Source organism: Silvimonas sp., from assembly GCF_031291215.1.
In the GTDB taxonomy this organism is placed as follows: Bacteria; Pseudomonadota; Gammaproteobacteria; order Burkholderiales; family Chitinibacteraceae; genus Silvimonas; species Silvimonas soli.
In genome coordinates this window covers 41,032-59,142 of sequence record NZ_JARLJK010000136.1, presented here as the reverse complement: position 1 = coordinate 59,142, position 18,111 = coordinate 41,032, and the positions used below count along the sequence as shown (strand labels likewise).

Below are 18,111 nucleotides of genomic sequence, written 5' to 3'. Positions count from 1 at the left end.
TTTTGACATCTCTTTGTGACGAGGGCTTGACAAAGCTGTTTTGTGGCAAATTTTCAGTGTGAATAAGTAAATCACCATACGCCAGGCGCGCTTGAACATTGCGCGCTAAATGATTGATTCACAATGACTTGGAAAAATCAGGAATGATAGGGTCTTGAAAGCTTATGCACGCTTTCAACGAGAACCTTTACATTATCCGGGGGAGTAAACTGACCAATGCCGTGACCCAGATTAAAGATATGGCCAGTTCCATTACCCCATGATGCAAGCAACCGCGCCACTTCGGCTTCAATGGCAGCGGGTTGCGCCATCAGTGCCACCGGATCAAAGTTACCTTGCAGAGCAACCTGACTGCCAACGCGCTGACGCACAGCGCCCAAGTCTACAGTCCAGTCCAGACCCAAAGCATCGCAGCCGGTGCCAGCCATTTCTTCCAGCCACAAGCCGCCGCCCTTGGTAAACAGGATCACCGGCACCTTACGCCCATCGGCCTGACGGGTCAGGCCGTTCACCACGCGCTGCATATAAGCCAGCGAGAACTCCTGATATTTACCAGCGGCGAGTGAACCACCCCAGGTATCAAAAATCATCAGTGCTTGTGCACCAGCTTCGACCTGCGCGTTCAGGTAGTCAATCACCGTGCGGGCGTTAACGTCCAGGATGTGGTGCAACAAATCCGGGCGGTCGTACAGCATGGTTTTGACCGTGGCGTAATTGTCCGAGCCACCGCCTTCGATCATGTAACAGGCCAGGGTAAACGGGCTGCCGGAGAAACCAATCAGCGGCACCCGGCCGTCCAGTGCGGTGCGGATGGAACTCACAGCATCGAATACGTATTGCAGTTCGGTGCCAACATCGGGCACGGCCAGCTTGCGGATGGCGGTTTCGTCACGCAATGGGCGCGCAAACTTGGGGCCTTCGCCCTCAGCAAAGTACAAGCCCAGACCCATGGCGTCCGGTACGGTGAGGATGTCCGAAAACAAAATGGCAGCGTCCAGCTCGAAGCGATCCAGCGGCTGCAGGGTGACTTCGGTGGCATATTCTTTAGACTTGCACAGATCAAGAAACGAACCCGCTTTGGCCCGCGTGGCGCGGTATTCCGGCAAGTACCGACCGGCCTGACGCATCAGCCATACGGGTGTGTAGGGCACCGGTTCACGCGCCAGGGCACGCAGGAAAACGTCGTTCTTGAGCTGTGATGTTGCCATGTTCTCGCCTGTCTTCAGATCTCAGAGAGACCGGTCAAAATGTTGGTTCATGCGCAAACCCTGCGCCGTCATGTCATCTGCCAGTTGCCCGGCGCCGTGCAGGATAACACCTTGTTGTGATACGGCCGCAGTTCATCGCCATGCGCCACGCTCACCATGATGCAGCCGGGCAAGCGCGCCAGCAGCGCGGCAAACAAGGTGGCTTCGGTTTCGGAATCCAGCGCCGAGGTCGCTTCATCCATCAGCAACACGCCGGGCGGGTTCAACAACGCCCGCAACAAAGCCACCCGTTGTTGCTCACCGATGCTCAGGATATGCGACCACATATCGCGTTTATCCAGCTGGGGCTGTAGATGCTGCAAATTGGCCAGTTCCAGCAACTGCGCCAGTGCGGCATCGTCATGACGTGGGGGGCATGGATAATACATAGCCTCGCGCAGGGTGCCAAGCGGCAAATAGGGTCTTTGCGAGAGAAACAATGTACTGCCTTGTTCCGGGTAAGCCAGCTTGCCATGGGCGTACGGCCAGATACCCGCCAGCGCGCGAATCAACGTCGATTTGCCACAACCGGAGCGCCCCTGGATCATCAATCTGTCGCCACTTTGCAATGACCAGCTGACGTCCTGCAGCAGTACCTCGCCATCGGGTTTGGTGACGGATTGCAAGTCAACCTGCATGGATTGACCCGCGTATTCCGGCTGCAATCTGGGCATGACCGCAACCTGGTCGAGCCCGGACTGAAATGTGGATAAACGATCGACCACCGACTTCCAGCGCGCCCATTCGGTGAAGTTGTTAATAAAGCTGGATAACGCCCCCTGCACCTGGCCGAAAGCATCGGCAATCTGGATGTACACACCTAAAGTAACTTGTTTGGCAAACACGCGGGGCGCCATCACCACCATTGGGAAAAGTATGGACAACTGCGTGTAAGAGCTGACGTAGAAACCCAAAGCTTTGCGTTTTTTCATCAGCAACCAGAAGTTGCTCATCACGTTGCCAAAACGTTGCTGCAAGATGGTGCTTTCCTGCGTTTCCCCTTTATACAGAGCGACTGCATCCGCATTTTCACGCAAACGAATCAGGCCATAACGAAAATCAGCCTCATAGCGTTGCTGGAAAAAATTAAGTCTTACCAGAGGCAATCCAATCCAGAACGTAATAACCGTGCCAATCACCGCGTAAACAAGCGCTATCCAGAACATATAACCGGGAATGACTAATTGATGGCCGCCCAATATCGTGCGCAACGGCCCAGATAACTGCCACAGCAAAGCCGAAAATGTAACCAAGGTACCAATATCACTCAGAGTACTTAGAAAGAGACCCAGCGAGCGGCTAACGAATTCATCCACATCCTCGGCGATCCGTTGGTCCGGGTTGTCGGTTTTATGGTCAGTCAGTTGCAGTCGATAGTAGTTTTGCTCAGTCAGCCATTGGTTGAGCAACGAGCGCGTGAGCCAGCGCCGCCAGATGATCTGCAGCATTTGCTGGAAATAAGTGCTGTAGACCCCCGCCACGATGGTAAGGCCGGAAATCCAGCAAAATTCCAGGATCAGCTTTTTGAAAGCACCAAAGTCCAGAGTCTGCAGCGCGTTGTACAGATCACCCTGCCAGGTGTTGAACCACTTATTGAGATAAATATTGCCGCCAGTTAGCGACAACACCAGCACCAGCAAGCCCCACGCCTGCCACCAGTGCGCGCGGTCCACCCAGAACGGGCGACATAAACGCCAGAAATTAGCGAGCAAATGGCGGGTGTTTTTTGATGCAGAAACGTGCAGCGTTGCGTGATCTTCAGCCATTCAGCGCCCCTATTCACAGAAAGCCGCATCGGATAATGCAGGCTGTGAAAATGACAACGACCTTCAACGCAATCGGTGGACCGGCCCACCGAACCGAATACCCGGCGTGGCTGCGGCAAGCGGCCTGCGTCACACACCGGGTTCTTGCATGCTTTCTACTTTCGAATTAATGCACTGTATGGAGTGCTGCCACAGTAACGCGCCACGCTAACTGCGATGACGCCGCTCACGCGCATCTAGCCAGGTTGGTCGTGTTATTTGCAGGGACGCTGTGTCCAGCCGCTACCACTTGCGTGGCACTTCCAGTCTTGTCGGGCGGCGGTAATGAACCATGTTTTATCGGCATAAAGCATTTTCAGCTGAAAACGCTGAGCCGCACGGGCACTTTCCAGGGCACCGAGCATGGTTACATCGACATTCACTTGCTGGCGATCTTTGCTGGTTGCGATCTGATTCACACTCAACTTTTGATAGTCGATTTGTCCGACTTCATCGGAAGCGTGGTCGCCCAGAAAACTGAAAGCCACTTGCATCGGCGCTTCACCCACGCGTCCGCGAAAAATCGGGTGCGAGGGTGGCGGCAGTTGCGCTGCAGCGGGTGGCGCATCGGGTGCGTCATCCGCTGCAGCGCCCGCTTCAACCGTAACGGTACTGGCTGCGGCATCATCAGCGGCATGCGCCGCCCATGCCGTTGCCGCCAGCGCCAATGCAAGCAGGGTTCGTTTCAGCATCTTCTGTTTTCAGCTTTATTTGTTATTGACCGATTTCATCGGTTTTATTGATTACTCTTTCGCCGCCCAGGTATCGCGCAGGGTGACGGTGCGGTTAAACACCGGCTTGCCGCCTGCGACATGATCTCTGCGATCGGTGACGAAGTAACCCAAACGTTCAAACTGGTAACGCGTTTCTGGCGCTGCGTCTTTCACTATCGGCTCAATATAGCCCGTCACCACTTTCAGTGAATTCGGGTTAATGAACTGTTTGAAATCCACATATTCGCCATCGGCACCACGCACGGCATCTGGGCGCGACTCGGTAAACAGGCGGTCGTACATGCGCACTTCTGCTTCAATGGCATGTGCGGCGGAAATCCAGTGGATCACGCCCTTCACCTTGCGGCCAACCGGGTTCTGCCCCAGCGTTTCGGTATCGAGCGAGCATTTGAGCTCAACCACGTTGCCAGCAGCGTCCTTGATGACTTCATCACACTTGATCACATACGAATAACGCAGGCGAACTTCGGCGCCCAACGTCAGGCGTTGCCACTTGGGCGGTGGCACTTCGGCAAAGTCTTCACGTTCGATGAAGATTTCACGCGACAGCGGAATCTCGCGCTCGCCCCATTCTTCGTGATGCGGATGGAACGGTGCGCTACGGCTGCCGGTCACGCCTTCTTCGAAGTTGGTCAGCGTCACCTTGATCGGATCAAGCACGGCTATCACGCGCGGGCTGGTTTCTTCCAGCGTTTCGCGCACCGCGCCTTCAAGCGAAGTAAAGTCGACCACGTTTGGTGTTTTGGAAACACCGGCGCGTTGCGCAAACAAGCGCACGCCTTCCGGGCTGTAACCACGACGGCGCATGCCAGTCACGGTTGGCATACGTGGGTCATCCCAACCGCTTACCAGTTTTTCGTCGACCAGTTGCTTGAGCTTGCGCTTGGAGGTCACCACGCTCAACAACTCCAGCCGCGAGAATTCGATCTGTTGCGGGTGGGTCGGAATGGTGATGTTGTCCAGCACCCAGTCGTACAGCGGGCGATGGTCTTCAAACTCCAGCGTACACAGTGAGTGCGTAATGCCTTCCAGCGCATCAGAAATGCAATGGGTGTAGTCGTACATCGGGTAGATGCACCACTTGTCACCAGTCTGATGGTGCGTGGCGCGGCGGATGCGGTAGATCACCGGATCGCGCAGATTGATGTTGCCCGAGCTCATGTCGATTTTCAGGCGCAGCGTCTTGCTGCCATCGGCAAACGCGCCGTCACGCATTTGCTGGAACAACGCCAGGTTTTCTTCCGGCGTGCGCGTGCGGTACGGGCTATCTTTGCCGGGTTCGCTCAGATTGCCGCGATACTGGCGCATTTCTTCCGGCGTCAGATCATCAACATACGCTTTGCTAGCGCCAATCAGTTCTTCAGCAAACGCATAAAGCTGGTCGAAGTAGTTGGATGCGTAACGAACCTCGCCATCCCATTCGTAACCCAGCCAGCGCACGTCTTCCTGGATCGCGGCAATGTATTCGTCTTCTTCTTTCTCCGGATTGGTGTCGTCCATACGCAGATGGCAAACGCCTTGGTAATCCTGTGCCACGCCAAAATTCAGGCAGATGGATTTGGCATGACCGACGTGCAGATAACCATTGGGCTCAGGCGGAAAGCGGGTAACCACACCGCTGCGCTTGCCGGAGGCCAGATCGCCTTCGATGATATGACGGATGAAATTGCTGATAACCGGTGCTGGGGCTTCGTTGCTCATGACGGTGCAATTAGTAAATATCGAAAACGACGATTGTAGCTGAAACCGGCCATCTGGACGGCCAAATGCCAGCGCGGCGTACAAAAGCACTGACAGCGCCGCCGAGCGCACTGTACATCCCGCAATCCGGTTCACCAGGCTGGGCGTCAAATCACCGGCTGCACTTCATCGGATAGTCAGCCACGCGGTAGATATTTCTGACGTTACGGCAGTCCAATACAGTGCGCATACCAACACACTTCATGCGCGATCCAACAGGCTCAGGAGGTTACGATGAAAATCTCTAGCTATTCGCACATGCTGGTTTCGGATCACCGTGGCTGGGACGAATTGCGGGTTAAACATCCCACCGCGCGCGGCATCTTCTTCAAGCTGGTCCTGCCCTTATCCATTCTGCCGGTATTGATGATTACTTACGCCGGAATGGCCCATGGCAGCTTCTACGCGCCGAATGCGCCCATGCAGTACTGGCTCAGTACCGCACTGCTGTTCTTCGTGGCAGAACTCTTGTCGGTACGCGGTATGGCGTGGGTGATTAACGTGTTGTCGCGCCAGGTGGCAGGCAAAGCCGATAAAGACAACAGTTACCTGCTCGCCACACTGGCGGCGGTGCCACTTTGGTTATCTTCACTGACCTTGTTTGTGCCGGTGGTGGCGTTCAATATGCTGTGTGGTTTGCTCGGCTTGGGCATCGCCTGCTTGCTGCTGTATCACGGCGTTCCGGCAATGCTGTCGCATGATCGCGACGAAGATACCCGTGATATGACCTGGCTGGTGATGTGGATTGGCGCGGGTGCCTGGGCTGTCTTGGGCGTGATCGCGGCGTTGCCGGTGATTATTATTCATTGATTTGCCAGTTAACCAGTTAACCGACGGTGATCTGCAGCCCGGATTTGCAGAGCAATCCGGGCTGTTGCTATTGGTGCCGGTTCTGCAGCGATTCCATCTTGTGGCCCGCCCCTTTTATGCCTGAGCGATAATCCGCAGCAAGTCTCCCATCTCAGGCTTCACATGCCCTCAACCGCGCCAATCCGTTTTGACTGGAAAGACCTGGAACTGTTTGTCAGCGTCGCCGAAACCGGCAGCATCGCCGCAACCGCAGAACGCAGCCATATGGTGGCTTCTGCTGTCAGCAAACGGATCTCTGACCTTGAGACCCACTTTGCGACGGCATTGATTGAACGCCACAGCCGTGGTGTGCGGCTCACTCCCGCCGGCCAAGCGTTGCGGGGCCGGGCACAGGGGTTGCTGGAACAAGCGCGGCAGCTTGAAGGCGAAATGCGCGACTACGCCGATGGTGTTTCAGGGCATGTGCGGCTGTTTGCCAATATTTCGGCAATTGTTGAATTTCTACCGGGCGCACTGGTGGCGTTTCGGCACGTGTATCCGGGCATACGCGTGCAGTTGCAGGAGCAAGTCAGCAGTGTGGTCGCCCAAGCCGTGCTGGATGGCGTGGCGGATTTAGGCATCGTCAGCGAATTGCCACACCTGCCGGGGCTAACACTGACGCCCTTTCGGCAGGATGAGCTGCAATTGGTCGTCCCGCCAGATCACCCGCTCGCAACACAAACCCATATCTCCTTTGCACAGGCGCTGGCGTGGCCGCTGGTGGGACTGCATGCCAACAGTACCTTGCATGCGCGGCTAACCCGCGAAGCCGCCGAGGCTGGTCACGATTTGCGCCCGCTAGTGCAAGTCACCAGCTTTGACGCGGTCTGCGCCATGGTCGCGGCTGGTTTGGGCGTTGGCGTGGTGCCGCGAGCGGCGACGACGCCCTATGTAGCGTCGCTGGGTTTGCATGGGCTAACGCTGACCGATACGTGGGCGCAGCGGCAGTTATGCCTGTGCACCCGCGACAACGAGCCACCCTCGCCCGCTACGCAAAAACTGTTCGAGCATTTGCAGCAACAATATTGATTGGCTTGATCGGCACAGCCATCTCCGTTTGCGATGCCATCGTCGCCAGACTTCAGTTCTGCAAGATGGATGATTACTGCAAGCTAGAGCCCTTACCAACAGGGAGCAACAAAACATGGCACGCTGGAATCCACAAGACTATGCCCAGAACTCGACCGGCCAGGAACGCTGGGCCAAAGAGCTGATTGCGCAACTCGACCTCAAACACGATGACACCGTGCTGGATATTGGCTGTGGTGATGGCCGTCATACCGCGGTAATCGCCTCGCTGGTGCCGCAGGGCAGCGTGCTCGGTACCGATTTTTCGCCAGAGATGATCGCCCACGCCCAACGCGAGCATATGAGCGCGCCACTGCCTAATCTCAGTTTTGAAGTGGCCGACGCGGCAGCTTTGCCCTACCCAGCGCGCTTTTCGGTGATTTTCTCCAACGCGGCGATTCATTGGGTGCCCGGCGAGCATGCCAGCGTCTTGCGTGGCATTGCCAACGCGTTGTTGCCACATGGCCATGCGCTGTTGCAGTTGGGTGGGCACGGCAACGGTGCTGGCATTATTGCTGCATTCGATACTGTGCGCAGCCGCCCCGAGTGGGCCGCCCATTTTGCCGAATTCCGCTTTCCCTATGGCTTTCATCGGGTCGAGGATTATCAGCGCTGGGCACAAGAAGCCGGGTTGACGGTGGTCGATGCGCAGTTGATCCCAAAGATCATGCCGTATGCGGACCGTGCTGCATTCAACGGCTGGCTGCGCACTGCCTGGTTGCCGTTTATTGAACCAGTGCCAGAAGCCGCACGAGCGGATTACATCGAAGCGGTGGTTGACGCTTATCTGGCGGCCAACCCGGGTGACATCAATGTCCGCATGGTGCGCTTGCAGGTGTCATTGCGCCACGCCAGCCACGCTTAAGCGCTAATACACGGCGGTTCGTACACCTCATCGGCCTGGCCCGGCGAGGTGTACGAAAACGGGTTCGGGTGTCATCACAATGTGCGCCCAATCGTGGAATAATCCGCCTGAATCTTTTCCACTCGTGCCCATCGGCGCGACCAGGCCCACGCGGAGCAAACCATGCTGATCCAGAACCATATCGTCGATCTGCCCACGCCCACCGGCACCATGCGCACTTATGTGCATCGCCCGAATACAGCGGGCGCTTTTCCGGCCATTCTGTTTTATTCAGAGATTTTTCAGCAAACCGCACCGATTGCCCGCGCCGCGCGTTTTCTGGCGGGTCATGGCTACGCTGTGCTGGTGCCGGAGGTGTTCCACGAACTCAATCCGATTGGCACGGTGCTGGGCTATGACGATGCGGGCAAAGACAAAGGTAACGCAGATAAAGGAGCCAAGCCAGTTGAGAGTTATGACGCAGATAACCGCGCCATGATCGACTATCTAGGCCAGCAAGACTGGTTCAACGGCCATCTGGGCGCGATGGGTTTCTGCATTGGCGGCCATCTGGCGTTTCGTGCCGCGTTGCAGCCAGAAGTAAAAGGCACCGCATGTTTCTATGCCACTGACCTGCATACCAACACCATTCCGAATCAACCTGGCCAGCACACGCTGGAACGCATCGGTGATATCACCGGCGAAATGCTGATGATCTGGGGCAAGCAAGATCCGCATATTCCACCGCAAGGACGCGCGCAGGTTTACCAAAAACTCACCGATGCCAAGCTCAGCTTTACCTGGCATGAACTGAACGGCCAGCACGCCTTTATGCGCGATGAGGGCGACCGTTTTGATCCGCAACTGTCGTCGCTGGGTTATCAGTTGGCCTTTGACCTGTTCAGCCGCACCCTGCGCTAAACATTCGTAGTTACGCAAATGCATAGAGGGCGGCCTTGATAGTTGCCCTCTATGCATTGGGTTGGAATATTTCATTTTCACAAATGAGAATGGTTATCGATAATGAGTCCTAACGACATCTCGTCACAGGATTTACCCGATGACCACGCTCATACTCAACTTGGGGCAGCAACTCTCAGCGCCAGCTGCAAATAATGCCCCGCCGCAACGTGCGCGCACTTATCTGTTGTGGTTATCGGCGCTGGCTGCGTTGGCCGCATTTTTCTGGCTGACTCGCGACAGCCTCAAGCCAGGCTGGGTTGCCGGTGTCAGCGTGGCTGCAGCAACCGCCATCGGCGCCCTGCCTGTCGCCTTCGCTCGTCGCATGCCAGAAAAACTCGCCAGTGGTTTGATGATGGCAGGCGGCGGCATTATGGCCACCGTCACCCTCAGCGGCGTATTGCCAGAAGCGTTTGCCGGCATGCAAAAGATCGTGCCATCCGCCAGCGCTTCATTGCTGGCCATTGCCACCATCACCGCCTTGGGCGCATTTGGTTTTGCCCGCTGGCAAGCCGGGGCGCAAAGTCTGGCTGCGTTGAAAGGAGCAGAGGCAGAACGTTTTGGCCTGTTGCTGTTTGCGCTGGCCATGACGCTGCAAAATCTGCCAGAAGGGATTGCGGCCGGGGTTTCCATGGCTGGCTCGCAACGTGGCGGCGCGCTCACTTTTGGCATCAGCTTGCAAGATATCCCCGAAGGCTTTGCCGTCGCTACTGCGTTGTTGCGAGCTGGTGCTTCGCCATGGAAAGCGGCATTGGGCGGCATGGCCAGCGGCCTGGTAGAACTGGCTGGAGCATTGTTGGGCACGGCGGCGTTGAGTATCTCTGCCGCATTGCTGCCCGCATTGCTGGCGTTGGCTGCCGGGGCAATGTTGTGGGTGATTGGCCGCGAGATGGGGCCACGCTTATGGCAACGACCAAGTGCCGCGCAAGCATGCTTTAGCGCTGGCATTGTTGTGGCGGTATTGTTCAACTTTTTGCCTGGTTGAGCCCGCAAACCCGGTTAAACAAAAAGCGCCCCGAGATCGGCGTTTTTTTGTTGCCGTAACAAGGGGTTCTCCCACAAAACCTGGCTAAATTATTGCAGTCAGCTATATTCCTGCAAACTTCAAACTATATTTAGGTCATGCCTTCGCCTCCTTGAAGGTTGCCACTTGCACCCCTCTTCCAACGAGTAGTTGAATGATCGATGAGCACCTGATTGCCTGTCATGAGTGTGATCTGCTGCTACGCCCGCCACAGCTGGAGCCCGGTGGCGTTGCTCGTTGTCCGCGTTGTAACGCCACGTTGTTCGCAGCGCCGCAAAATAGTCAGGAGCGCACCCTGGCTTTTACCTTGGGCGCTACCATTCTGTTTTTGCTGGCTAATTTCTTTCCGATCATGGGTTTGCAGATCGGCGGTACTGAAATCACCTGCACGCTGACCGGCGCCGCGCTGGAGCTATACAACGACGGCATGCACACGCTTGGCATTCTGGTCATGATCACCACGGTGATCGTGCCGGCGACTCAGTTATTGATCATGCTTTATATGTTGCTACCACTTTCGCTGGGCATCATGCCGCCGCGAGTGCCAGACTTGCTGCGCATGCTGCAGTTGCTGCGGCCATGGAGCATGGTTGAGGTGTTCATGCTGGGCATTCTGGTGTCGCTGACCAAGCTGGCGGCTATGGCTACCGTTATCCCCGGCATTGCCTTGTGGTCGTTCGCCCTGTTGATGCTATTGATGACCGCCGCTTTTTCGGTGTTCGATGCCCGCCAGATCTGGCGTCAATTGCCGGTGGAGGGAAGATGAAACCTCATCCGGCCTCCGCCGCTGCCCAGGGTTTGCTTAATTGCCATTCCTGCGGTTTGCTCAGCAAAAACGTGCCCAACGCCAGCGACCGTTGTCCGCGCTGCGGCACGCACTTGCACATGCGCAAGCCCAATAGCCTCACGCGCACTTGGGCCTTGCTGATTGCCGCGTTCATTCTTTATATCCCGGCCAACTTGTTGCCGGTGATGCATACCGCTTCGATCATTTACGAAGAAGATGACACCATCATGAGCGGTGTTATTTATCTGTGGACCTCCGGCTCGTGGCCGCTGGCGATTCTGGTGTTTTGTGCCAGCGTGACGGTGCCCTTGGCCAAATTGATTGCGCTCACCATTCTGGCCATTACTGCGCAGCGCAAATCAACCTGGCGCCAGCAAGAACGCACCAAGCTTTATCGTATGGTGGAATTTGTCGGTCGCTGGTCCATGCTCGATATTTTTGTGGTGGCGTTAATGGTGGGGCTGGTGCACTTCCAGTCGCTGGCGACGATTTCCGCCGGCCCCGGCGCCCTGGCATTTGCCAGCGTTGTGGTCATTACCATGTTTGCCGCCATGTCGTTCGATCCACGCCTCATCTGGGACCCAGAGCCAAAAGACGATGACTGATCATCCCCAAAATACTCCCCCGCAATCCCCGGACGAAGAACAGGTGCCCACCGCCAAAGCGGTGCCCAAACGCCGTCTGCCCTCATTGATCTGGTTGATCCCCATTGTCGCTGCTCTGGCCGGTGGCTGGATTGCCGTACACGCTTACTTGCAGCGCGGCCCGACCATCACCATTACCTTTGAGACCGCCGACGGCATTGAAGCCGGCAAGACCAAAATCAAATACAAGGATGTGGATATCGGCAGCGTCACCGGCGTAGTACTGACCGATGATCGCCAGCACATCAAGGTCACCGCGCAACTGGCTCATGCTACGGACGACCTGTTGGGTGATAAAACCCGTTTCTGGGTCGTGCGCCCACGTATTTCCGGTGGCTCAGTCAGCGGCTTGGGGACGTTATTGTCTGGCGCTTATATCGGCATTGATCCCACGCGTCAGGCCAGTAGCAAACGTGATTTCACCGGGCTGGAACAAGCTCCGATTGTGACCACGCGCCAGGCGGGCCGGGAGTTCGTGTTGCATGCGCAGGACATGGGCTCGATCGACGTCGGCGCCCCGCTGTTCTTCCGCCGCGTCCAGGTCGGCGAAGTCTCTGCCTATAAACTGGATAAAGATGGCAAGGGCATCACCATGAAGGCCTTCGTCCATGCGCCATATGACCAGTATGTCACCACCAATACCCGCTTCTGGCATGCCAGTGGCGTGGACGTGACGCTGGATGCCAATGGTTTGAAAATCGACACCCAGTCGCTTGCTTCCATCGCTATCGGTGGTATTGCCTTCCAGGCGCCACCTGGCCAGGACATGGCCGAAGCCGCCCCCGCGGATACCCAATTTACGCTGGCCTCGGACCGTATCACCGCCATGACTGAGGCGGACCGCGAACGTGCGCCATTTGTGCTGTACTTCCGCGAATCGCTACGTGGTTTGAGCATCGGTGCACCGGTAGATTTTCGCGGTATCAATATTGGTGAAGTCAAAGCCATCAATTTTGAATTCTCCAAGGAAGAACACAGCCTGCTTATGCCGGTCACCATTGATCTGTATCCGGAGCGTCTGCGTGGGCGGCTCAAGGGCGGCGATGAAGTGGTCAAGACGGACACCATGCGTATCAAGATACTCAACACGATGGTGGAACATGGGCTGCGCGCGCAATTGCGTACGGGCAACCTGATTACCGGCCAGTTGTATGTGGCGCTCGATTTTGTGCCGACTGCCGCCAAGGCCAGCATCGACTGGAAGCAATTCCCGCCGTCTTTGCCGACCATCAATGGCAGCCTGACGCAGTTGCAAGACACCGCGTTGTCTATCGCCAAGAAGCTGGATAGCTTGCCGATTGAGGCCATGGGTGACCACGCCGATGAGGCCTTGCGCAATCTGAACGTAGTGCTGGATAACAGTAATGCGCTAATCAATCGCCTGAAGAACGAAGTGGCGCCAGAAGCACAGAACACGCTCAAGCAGGCGCAAGAGGCGATCAATCAGGCCAAACAAACCCTCTCGCCTGATGCACCGGTGCAGCAAAACATGAACGACACGCTGCAGGAAGTGGCCAAAGCCGCGCAGGCCTTCCGTGACCTGTCCGATTATCTCAGCCGCCATCCGGACGCTTTGCTCCGTGGGCAGAAGGAAGACGCTAAATGATCCGCCCCGCTCTCAACGCCGCTTTGACGATTTCGATCCTGGCGCTGGCTCTGGCCGGATGTGGCTCGGCGCCACCTGAGTACTATTACTCGCTCAACCCGGTGGCAGCGCCAGCCACCACCACAGCACCGGCCAATCTGGTGGTCGCGGTGGCGGCGGTCACGGTGCCAGCGGTGGTAGACCGGCCCCAATTTGTGCTTAACCAGCCCGACCATAGCTTGACCTTGCTGGAACAGCAGCGCTGGGCGGCACCGCTTAAATCGCAGATACCAGCGGTGCTGGCAGTCGATCTGGCACGGCTTCTGGGTACGCCCAACGTCACTGGCTGGCCACAACTGGCCTTGCCCAACACCAACTGGACAGTTGCTGTAGGTATCCAGCGCTTTGAATCGCAACTGGACAAAACGGCGGTGATTGAAGCGGTATGGCAAGTGGTCGACAAGACCAATACGCCGGTGCAGTCGGGCCGCAACGTGATTGAAGAACCGGTGCAAGGTACCGGCTACGCCGCAATGGCCGCAGCGCATGACCGGGCACTGGCAAAGCTGGCACAAGTGATTGCAGCAGCTATTCCGCGTAGCAAGGTGCAGTAACCCGGCGGGGGGGACATTTGCCAGGCAGTTTGCGGATCGCTTCAGTACTGCTGGGAGGATTCGCGATGCAATCCACCCTTTGCGTAACCGATAGCGGCTGGTGAAGCGCAAACTGGCAACTTGGGTTGCCTGACCGAAAACCGACTAAGCCGTGGCGGCGCCGTCTTTGGGCGGTGCCGGCAAAGCTTCTGGCTGCTGCAAACTGCCGTTCAAGTGCACGTCCATCTGCGGGAATGGCATTGTTACTCCCGCTTTGTCGAAGTTCTTCTTCAGACGCAGATTGAACGTACGCGCCACGTCCCACTGTTCCAGCGGCCGCGTCCTGAAGCGTGCTCTCACCACAATAGCACTGGTGTCGAAGCGCTCCAGACCTTGCACTTCCAGCGGCGCCAGCAACACATTGCGCCACGCCACGTCGTGACTCATTTCCCGTCCGGTATCGCGCATGATCTGCAGCACCTTGTCGAGGTCGCTGTCGTACGCCACGCTAATGTCGAATACCGCGTAGGCAAAGTCGCGCCCAAGATTCTTGACCGCTTTGATCTGGCTGAACGGAACCGTATGCACCGCCCCCTGAATATCGCGAATCCGCACCGTACGCATGGTAATGCCCTCGACCGTGCCCACATGGCCGCCAGCATCAATCACATCACCCAGCGCGATGGTGTCTTCTACAAGCATGAAAATGCCGGTGATCAGATCCTGCACCAGCGCCTGCGCCCCAAAGCCCACCGCCAGACCGATTACCCCGGCACCTGCGAGCAGAGGGTTGACGTTAATCCCCAAATTAGCCAGCGACAGAATCACGGCAACGATCAGAATCACCACCAGCAAGACACTGCGGAACAAAGGCAAAACGGTGCGCGCACGATTGGAAACCCGCTCGCCTCGCCGTTGTGATTTTCTGCCGGTAATGCGCTCTTCAATAATGGCGTCCAGCACGACCCACACCAGCCAGGAAACGCATAGCGTGGTGGCGATGCTGAAAAACACCTGATCCAGCCGCCGCCCAGCCACCACGATTTTTGCCAGGTCATCCGTCGAGTAATGCCACGTATGCAAAATCAGCTCAAGGAACACCAGTCCGACCACCAGATTGGCAAACGCAAACACCATTTGCAGCAAGCGCCGCACATAGACCGAGCCTCTTTCAATAGACGAGGGATGGCGCGTCCGGGCGTGATAACTGCGTCGCAACATCAAGCTGATAAAAATAGCCAACACCAGCCACATTACGGTACGAACTGCCTGGTCAGTGAGTTGCCCGTTGCGCCCGGCGCTGGCAAGAATCCCCAGTCCTGCCACCACCGCAATCGTGATAATCGGCCACTGCCAGATAATCGAGACAAGCTGCAAGGTCTCGTTTACGGCTTTACGATTCTGACGCACGTTCCATGCGTTGTTACGGATCAGCTGTGCAATTGGCCGCCGAAAGCGCACTGCAAAAATCGCCAGCAAAGCCGCGTTGATCAGATGGCTCACGGTGGTAATAAAGAAACAGACATTCATACCTAGGGCCAATTGCGTACGCACATCGTTTCCGGCGTCGTTAAGCGCTGCCATCGCGCCAAAAGTGGCTAGCCAAGGCATGCTCTTACGCAACAACACCCGCACCGCTACTTTGCGGTGGCCAGCGCCGCACAGCGAAAACAACACCAGCGCCATCGCGGCAAACACGACCCCGCACAGCGAGCACCAAGCCAGCAGGAAGGCCAACGCCCCGCCGACCGAATGCGACCAGTCGCGAGTAAAAAGCACGGTCAAAACAAAAGCCAGGGCCCATGGCCCGATCATGCGTGCCGCGTAGGCCAGTAACGTCAGAGTCGAAGAATCGGCAGGTAGACCCTGAGATTGCACGTTAAAACGGGCCAGCACCCGAGTCAGCAACCGGTTGAGTATCCACGCCGCTGCCGCCCATATGGCCAAAGCACCAGTGAATCCAAATAACACCCGCCAGATGCCGCCGGGTGTCTGCTCTATGTGCTGGACCATTTCGTAATGCGCGTTGCGCACCAACTGCACCCACGCCACCTGGTTGGTCAGCAGCTCATCTGTTTGCTCGGTCAACCACTTGGTCAGTCCGTTCACGCTGCCCAGCAAACCATTGTTTTGTTCCGCCTTGGCTTGTTCGGCCACCGCGCTGGCGACGGTACGCATTTTCTTGAGCTGGGCGACCAGCGCATCGCGGCGCTGGTTGTCTTCCAGAGTATTGATGACGTTATCGAGCGAGGCAGCAAAAGCCACCGCAGAAGCCTCGCTTGCAGCCGCAGTCGCGGTCGCAGGCTTGGATGGCAAGCCTGGAACGGTAATGGCCTGTGCCGATTGCAGCCAGAGCGCCAGCAACAACACGCTCAACGATGCCAGCAAGCGTGGCAAGACGCCAAAAACAATCACAACGCGATTCAAAGGATGTCCTCGAAAAAATGCCCGGTCGCACCCATATGCAAGACGCATGGGAAGCCTTTGCAGAATAGACCAAGGGCAGCGACCGTGTCAGGCGTGATCCGCGCCACAGGCCCTAACCCGTAAACCTGTCGTTAAGACATCTTTAAGCGAGCGTGCGGATACTGCGCCATGAAAACCCCGCTTGCGTCGACCAGCCCATGGTCAGCCGCAAGCGGAACCGGCTTATTGCCAGATCAGGAGAAAAAACATGCGTTGGATTGCCAGTCTGTTTTTTGCACTAGCGACTACGCTCGCCTTTGCGTTGCCGTCTGAACAAGATGTCCAGGCCGCAGTACGCGCCGGAGACTATGCCCAGGCCCAGACACTGATGGCGCAAGTGGTCGAAGGCAAGCCAGGCAGCGCCAAAGCGCACTATGTGTACGCTGAAATTCTCGCGCACAACGGCCGTTTTGCCGACGCGACCAATCAGGCCCTGCAGGCAAAAACACTCGATCCGCAGATCCGCTTCACCAATCCGGATAAATTCCACAAGTTTGAAGCGCAACTGCTTAACGCTGGCCAAGCCGATTCCGGCACCGCCACAACGCCCAGAACCGTCACCACTGTCAGCAAATCTGCAGTAGAAGCTCCGGCTGTGAATGCCCAGCGCAGTAGCGGTTTTGGCAGCAACTGGTTGATGATCGCGTTGCTGGTTGCAGCAGGCTTTGCCGTATTGATCTGGTTGACCCGTCGGCGCGAGCCTGCGGTGTTTAACGGCGGCATGGGCGCTGCTGGTCCTGGCGTAGGCGCCGGTGGTCCGGTTTATGGCGGCGGCACGCCTGCCGGTTACGGCTATGGCAACGGCCCGGTGGTGGTCAACCAGGGTGGCAGCGGTCTGGGTGCAGGCCTGGCGGGTGCAGCTGGTGGTCTGGCCGCAGGGGTATTGATTGGCGAGATGCTGGACCATCGCGGTGGCGGTCTGGCCGGGCAGCCAGGGGTGGTAGAAAACAACACCTACATCTACGAAAACGGCGCGGGCAACGGCAACGTGGACCAGCAACTGGAATCCCAGCCGGTCGACTTTGGCAACGGCAATGATTGGGATAATAGCGGCGGCTCCAGCGGCTTCTCGGACAGCGCTCTGGATATCGGTAGCGACGACAGCAGCAACTGGTAAACCGGTTTTGTTTTGAACATCCGCCATGCATGAAGTGAACGTGCGTACACGTAGCGAGGTGTGGTGGATCAGACTTGCCAGACCAGGCTCAGGCATGCGAGGCTAACCGACCGTATTCATTTATGCCAAGCCATGTACATCCGTCGTTTGCTCCCCGCCGATGCGCACGCTTATCGCGCATTGCGCCTTGCTGCTCTGGCCGACTCGCCCACCTCGTTCATGCCCACAGTGGAAGAAGAACTTACTACGCTAACCCCCACCGAACTGGAACGGCGACTGGCGCCCGACGGCCCGAACCAGGTATTGGGCGCATTTGATAATGACGCGCTGGTCGGCATCGTCGGCTTGCTGCATGACCAACGCCGCAAACTGGCGCACAAGATGCTGGTGGTTGGCGTATTTGTCGCTGCCGCCGCGCGTGGTCAGGGCTATGCCAAAGCCTTGATGCAAGAAGCCATCCGCACCGCACGCGAGACTACCGGTGTGCGGCAATTGTTGCTCAACGTGCGCACTGACAATCTGCCCGCCAAAGCCCTCTACACGCATCTGGGCTTTATCGCCTATGGCTGCGAGCCCGATGCCATTCTGGTCAACGGCCAGTTTTACGATGAAGAAATGGCGATACTGCGGCTTTAAATCCCGACGAAA

Annotated in this window: 16 protein-coding genes; 11 read left to right on the top strand and 5 right to left on the bottom strand. The window is 57.1% G+C overall.

The features are described from left to right. Positions 1-137 precede the first annotated feature (137 nt). The 4 genes from hemE to P4L78_RS15790 all read right to left on the bottom strand — a co-directional run bounded on the left by hemE (position 138) and on the right by P4L78_RS15790 (position 5,487). Complete coding sequence (gene hemE, locus P4L78_RS15805; protein WP_309328823.1) at positions 138-1,208, bottom strand: uroporphyrinogen decarboxylase; 1,071 nt, start codon at positions 1,206-1,208, stop codon at positions 138-140. A 68-nt stretch (positions 1,209-1,276) separates the two neighbouring features. Next, the gene (locus P4L78_RS15800; protein WP_309328820.1) at positions 1,277-3,013 is read right to left on the bottom strand and encodes an ABC transporter ATP-binding protein/permease; all 1,737 of its coding nucleotides are present in this window, start codon (positions 3,011-3,013) and stop codon (positions 1,277-1,279) included. 254 nt (positions 3,014-3,267) lie between these two features. Continuing rightward, entirely contained in the window at positions 3,268-3,744 is a 477-nt protein-coding gene (locus P4L78_RS15795) for a hypothetical protein (protein ID WP_283149128.1), read from the bottom strand. Positions 3,745-3,795: 51 nt separating this feature from the next. Then, the gene (locus P4L78_RS15790) at positions 3,796-5,487 is read right to left on the bottom strand and encodes a glutamine--tRNA ligase/YqeY domain fusion protein (protein ID WP_309328818.1); all 1,692 of its coding nucleotides are present in this window, start codon (positions 5,485-5,487) and stop codon (positions 3,796-3,798) included. Between the two features lie 273 nt (positions 5,488-5,760). On the opposite strand from P4L78_RS15790, the gene P4L78_RS15785 reads away from it, so the two are divergent. The 9 genes from P4L78_RS15785 to P4L78_RS15745 all read left to right on the top strand — a co-directional run bounded on the left by P4L78_RS15785 (position 5,761) and on the right by P4L78_RS15745 (position 13,901). Continuing rightward, complete coding sequence (locus P4L78_RS15785) at positions 5,761-6,336, top strand: YIP1 family protein (protein WP_283149126.1); 576 nt, start codon at positions 5,761-5,763, stop codon at positions 6,334-6,336. A 162-nt stretch (positions 6,337-6,498) separates the two neighbouring features. Further along, positions 6,499-7,404 (top strand): LysR family transcriptional regulator, encoded by a 906-nt coding sequence (locus P4L78_RS15780; RefSeq protein WP_309328816.1) that lies wholly within the window; start codon positions 6,499-6,501, stop codon positions 7,402-7,404. A 115-nt stretch (positions 7,405-7,519) separates the two neighbouring features. After that, the gene (locus P4L78_RS15775; protein ID WP_309328814.1) at positions 7,520-8,308 is read left to right on the top strand and encodes a methyltransferase domain-containing protein; all 789 of its coding nucleotides are present in this window, start codon (positions 7,520-7,522) and stop codon (positions 8,306-8,308) included. Positions 8,309-8,470: 162 nt separating this feature from the next. Further along, positions 8,471-9,208: a dienelactone hydrolase family protein gene (locus P4L78_RS15770; protein WP_309328812.1), complete on the top strand. Its 738-nt coding sequence runs from the start codon at positions 8,471-8,473 to the stop codon at positions 9,206-9,208. Between the two features lie 139 nt (positions 9,209-9,347). Further along, positions 9,348-10,232 (top strand): ZIP family metal transporter, encoded by an 885-nt coding sequence (locus P4L78_RS15765; protein WP_309328810.1) that lies wholly within the window; start codon positions 9,348-9,350, stop codon positions 10,230-10,232. A gap of 193 nt (positions 10,233-10,425) precedes the next feature. After that, complete coding sequence (locus tag P4L78_RS15760) at positions 10,426-11,037, top strand: paraquat-inducible protein A (protein WP_283149121.1); 612 nt, start codon at positions 10,426-10,428, stop codon at positions 11,035-11,037. After that, on the top strand, positions 11,034-11,663 hold the full coding sequence (locus P4L78_RS15755) for a paraquat-inducible protein A (protein WP_283149120.1): 630 nt from the start codon (positions 11,034-11,036) through the stop codon (positions 11,661-11,663). The genes P4L78_RS15760 and P4L78_RS15755 overlap by 4 nt, the downstream gene beginning before the upstream one ends. Beyond that, positions 11,656-13,308, top strand: coding sequence for an intermembrane transport protein PqiB (locus tag P4L78_RS15750; RefSeq protein ID WP_283149119.1), 1,653 nt, complete (start codon positions 11,656-11,658; stop codon positions 13,306-13,308). The genes P4L78_RS15755 and P4L78_RS15750 overlap by 8 nt, the downstream gene beginning before the upstream one ends. Beyond that, positions 13,305-13,901 carry a PqiC family protein gene (locus tag P4L78_RS15745; protein ID WP_309328807.1) on the top strand — a complete coding sequence of 199 codons (597 nt, stop codon included), beginning with the start codon at positions 13,305-13,307 and terminating at the stop codon, positions 13,899-13,901. The genes P4L78_RS15750 and P4L78_RS15745 overlap by 4 nt, the downstream gene beginning before the upstream one ends. A 144-nt stretch (positions 13,902-14,045) precedes the next feature. On the opposite strand, the gene P4L78_RS15740 is transcribed toward P4L78_RS15745, so the two are convergent. Beyond that, complete coding sequence (locus P4L78_RS15740) at positions 14,046-16,307, bottom strand: mechanosensitive ion channel domain-containing protein (RefSeq protein WP_309328805.1); 2,262 nt, start codon at positions 16,305-16,307, stop codon at positions 14,046-14,048. A 247-nt stretch (positions 16,308-16,554) separates the two neighbouring features. On the opposite strand from P4L78_RS15740, the gene P4L78_RS15735 reads away from it, so the two are divergent. Together P4L78_RS15735 and P4L78_RS15730 are read left to right on the top strand one after the other, a co-directional pair. Continuing rightward, entirely contained in the window at positions 16,555-17,463 is a 909-nt protein-coding gene (locus P4L78_RS15735; protein ID WP_309328803.1) for a tetratricopeptide repeat protein, read from the top strand. A gap of 132 nt (positions 17,464-17,595) precedes the next feature. Next, the gene (locus P4L78_RS15730) at positions 17,596-18,099 is read left to right on the top strand and encodes a GNAT family protein (protein ID WP_309328801.1); all 504 of its coding nucleotides are present in this window, start codon (positions 17,596-17,598) and stop codon (positions 18,097-18,099) included. Positions 18,100-18,111 lie beyond the last annotated feature (12 nt).

What these genes read in the sequence shown, in the direction of transcription:
- hemE (WP_309328823.1), bottom strand. Translation starts at nt 1,208, where the DNA reads ATGGCAACATCACAGCTCAAGAACGACGTTTTCCTGCGTGCCCTGGCG.
- P4L78_RS15800 (WP_309328820.1), bottom strand. Translation starts at nt 3,013, where the DNA reads ATGGCTGAAGATCACGCAACGCTGCACGTTTCTGCATCAAAAAACACC.
- P4L78_RS15795 (WP_283149128.1), bottom strand. Translation starts at nt 3,744, where the DNA reads ATGCTGAAACGAACCCTGCTTGCATTGGCGCTGGCGGCAACGGCATGG.
- P4L78_RS15790 (WP_309328818.1), bottom strand. Translation starts at nt 5,487, where the DNA reads ATGAGCAACGAAGCCCCAGCACCGGTTATCAGCAATTTCATCCGTCAT.
- P4L78_RS15785 (WP_283149126.1), top strand. Translation starts at nt 5,761, where the DNA reads ATGAAAATCTCTAGCTATTCGCACATGCTGGTTTCGGATCACCGTGGC.
- P4L78_RS15780 (WP_309328816.1), top strand. Translation starts at nt 6,499, where the DNA reads ATGCCCTCAACCGCGCCAATCCGTTTTGACTGGAAAGACCTGGAACTG.
- P4L78_RS15775 (WP_309328814.1), top strand. Translation starts at nt 7,520, where the DNA reads ATGGCACGCTGGAATCCACAAGACTATGCCCAGAACTCGACCGGCCAG.
- P4L78_RS15770 (WP_309328812.1), top strand. Translation starts at nt 8,471, where the DNA reads ATGCTGATCCAGAACCATATCGTCGATCTGCCCACGCCCACCGGCACC.
- P4L78_RS15765 (WP_309328810.1), top strand. Translation starts at nt 9,348, where the DNA reads ATGACCACGCTCATACTCAACTTGGGGCAGCAACTCTCAGCGCCAGCT.
- P4L78_RS15760 (WP_283149121.1), top strand. Translation starts at nt 10,426, where the DNA reads ATGATCGATGAGCACCTGATTGCCTGTCATGAGTGTGATCTGCTGCTA.
- P4L78_RS15755 (WP_283149120.1), top strand. Translation starts at nt 11,034, where the DNA reads ATGAAACCTCATCCGGCCTCCGCCGCTGCCCAGGGTTTGCTTAATTGC.
- P4L78_RS15750 (WP_283149119.1), top strand. Translation starts at nt 11,656, where the DNA reads ATGACTGATCATCCCCAAAATACTCCCCCGCAATCCCCGGACGAAGAA.
- P4L78_RS15745 (WP_309328807.1), top strand. Translation starts at nt 13,305, where the DNA reads ATGATCCGCCCCGCTCTCAACGCCGCTTTGACGATTTCGATCCTGGCG.
- P4L78_RS15735 (WP_309328803.1), top strand. Translation starts at nt 16,555, where the DNA reads ATGCGTTGGATTGCCAGTCTGTTTTTTGCACTAGCGACTACGCTCGCC.
- P4L78_RS15730 (WP_309328801.1), top strand. Translation starts at nt 17,596, where the DNA reads ATGTACATCCGTCGTTTGCTCCCCGCCGATGCGCACGCTTATCGCGCA.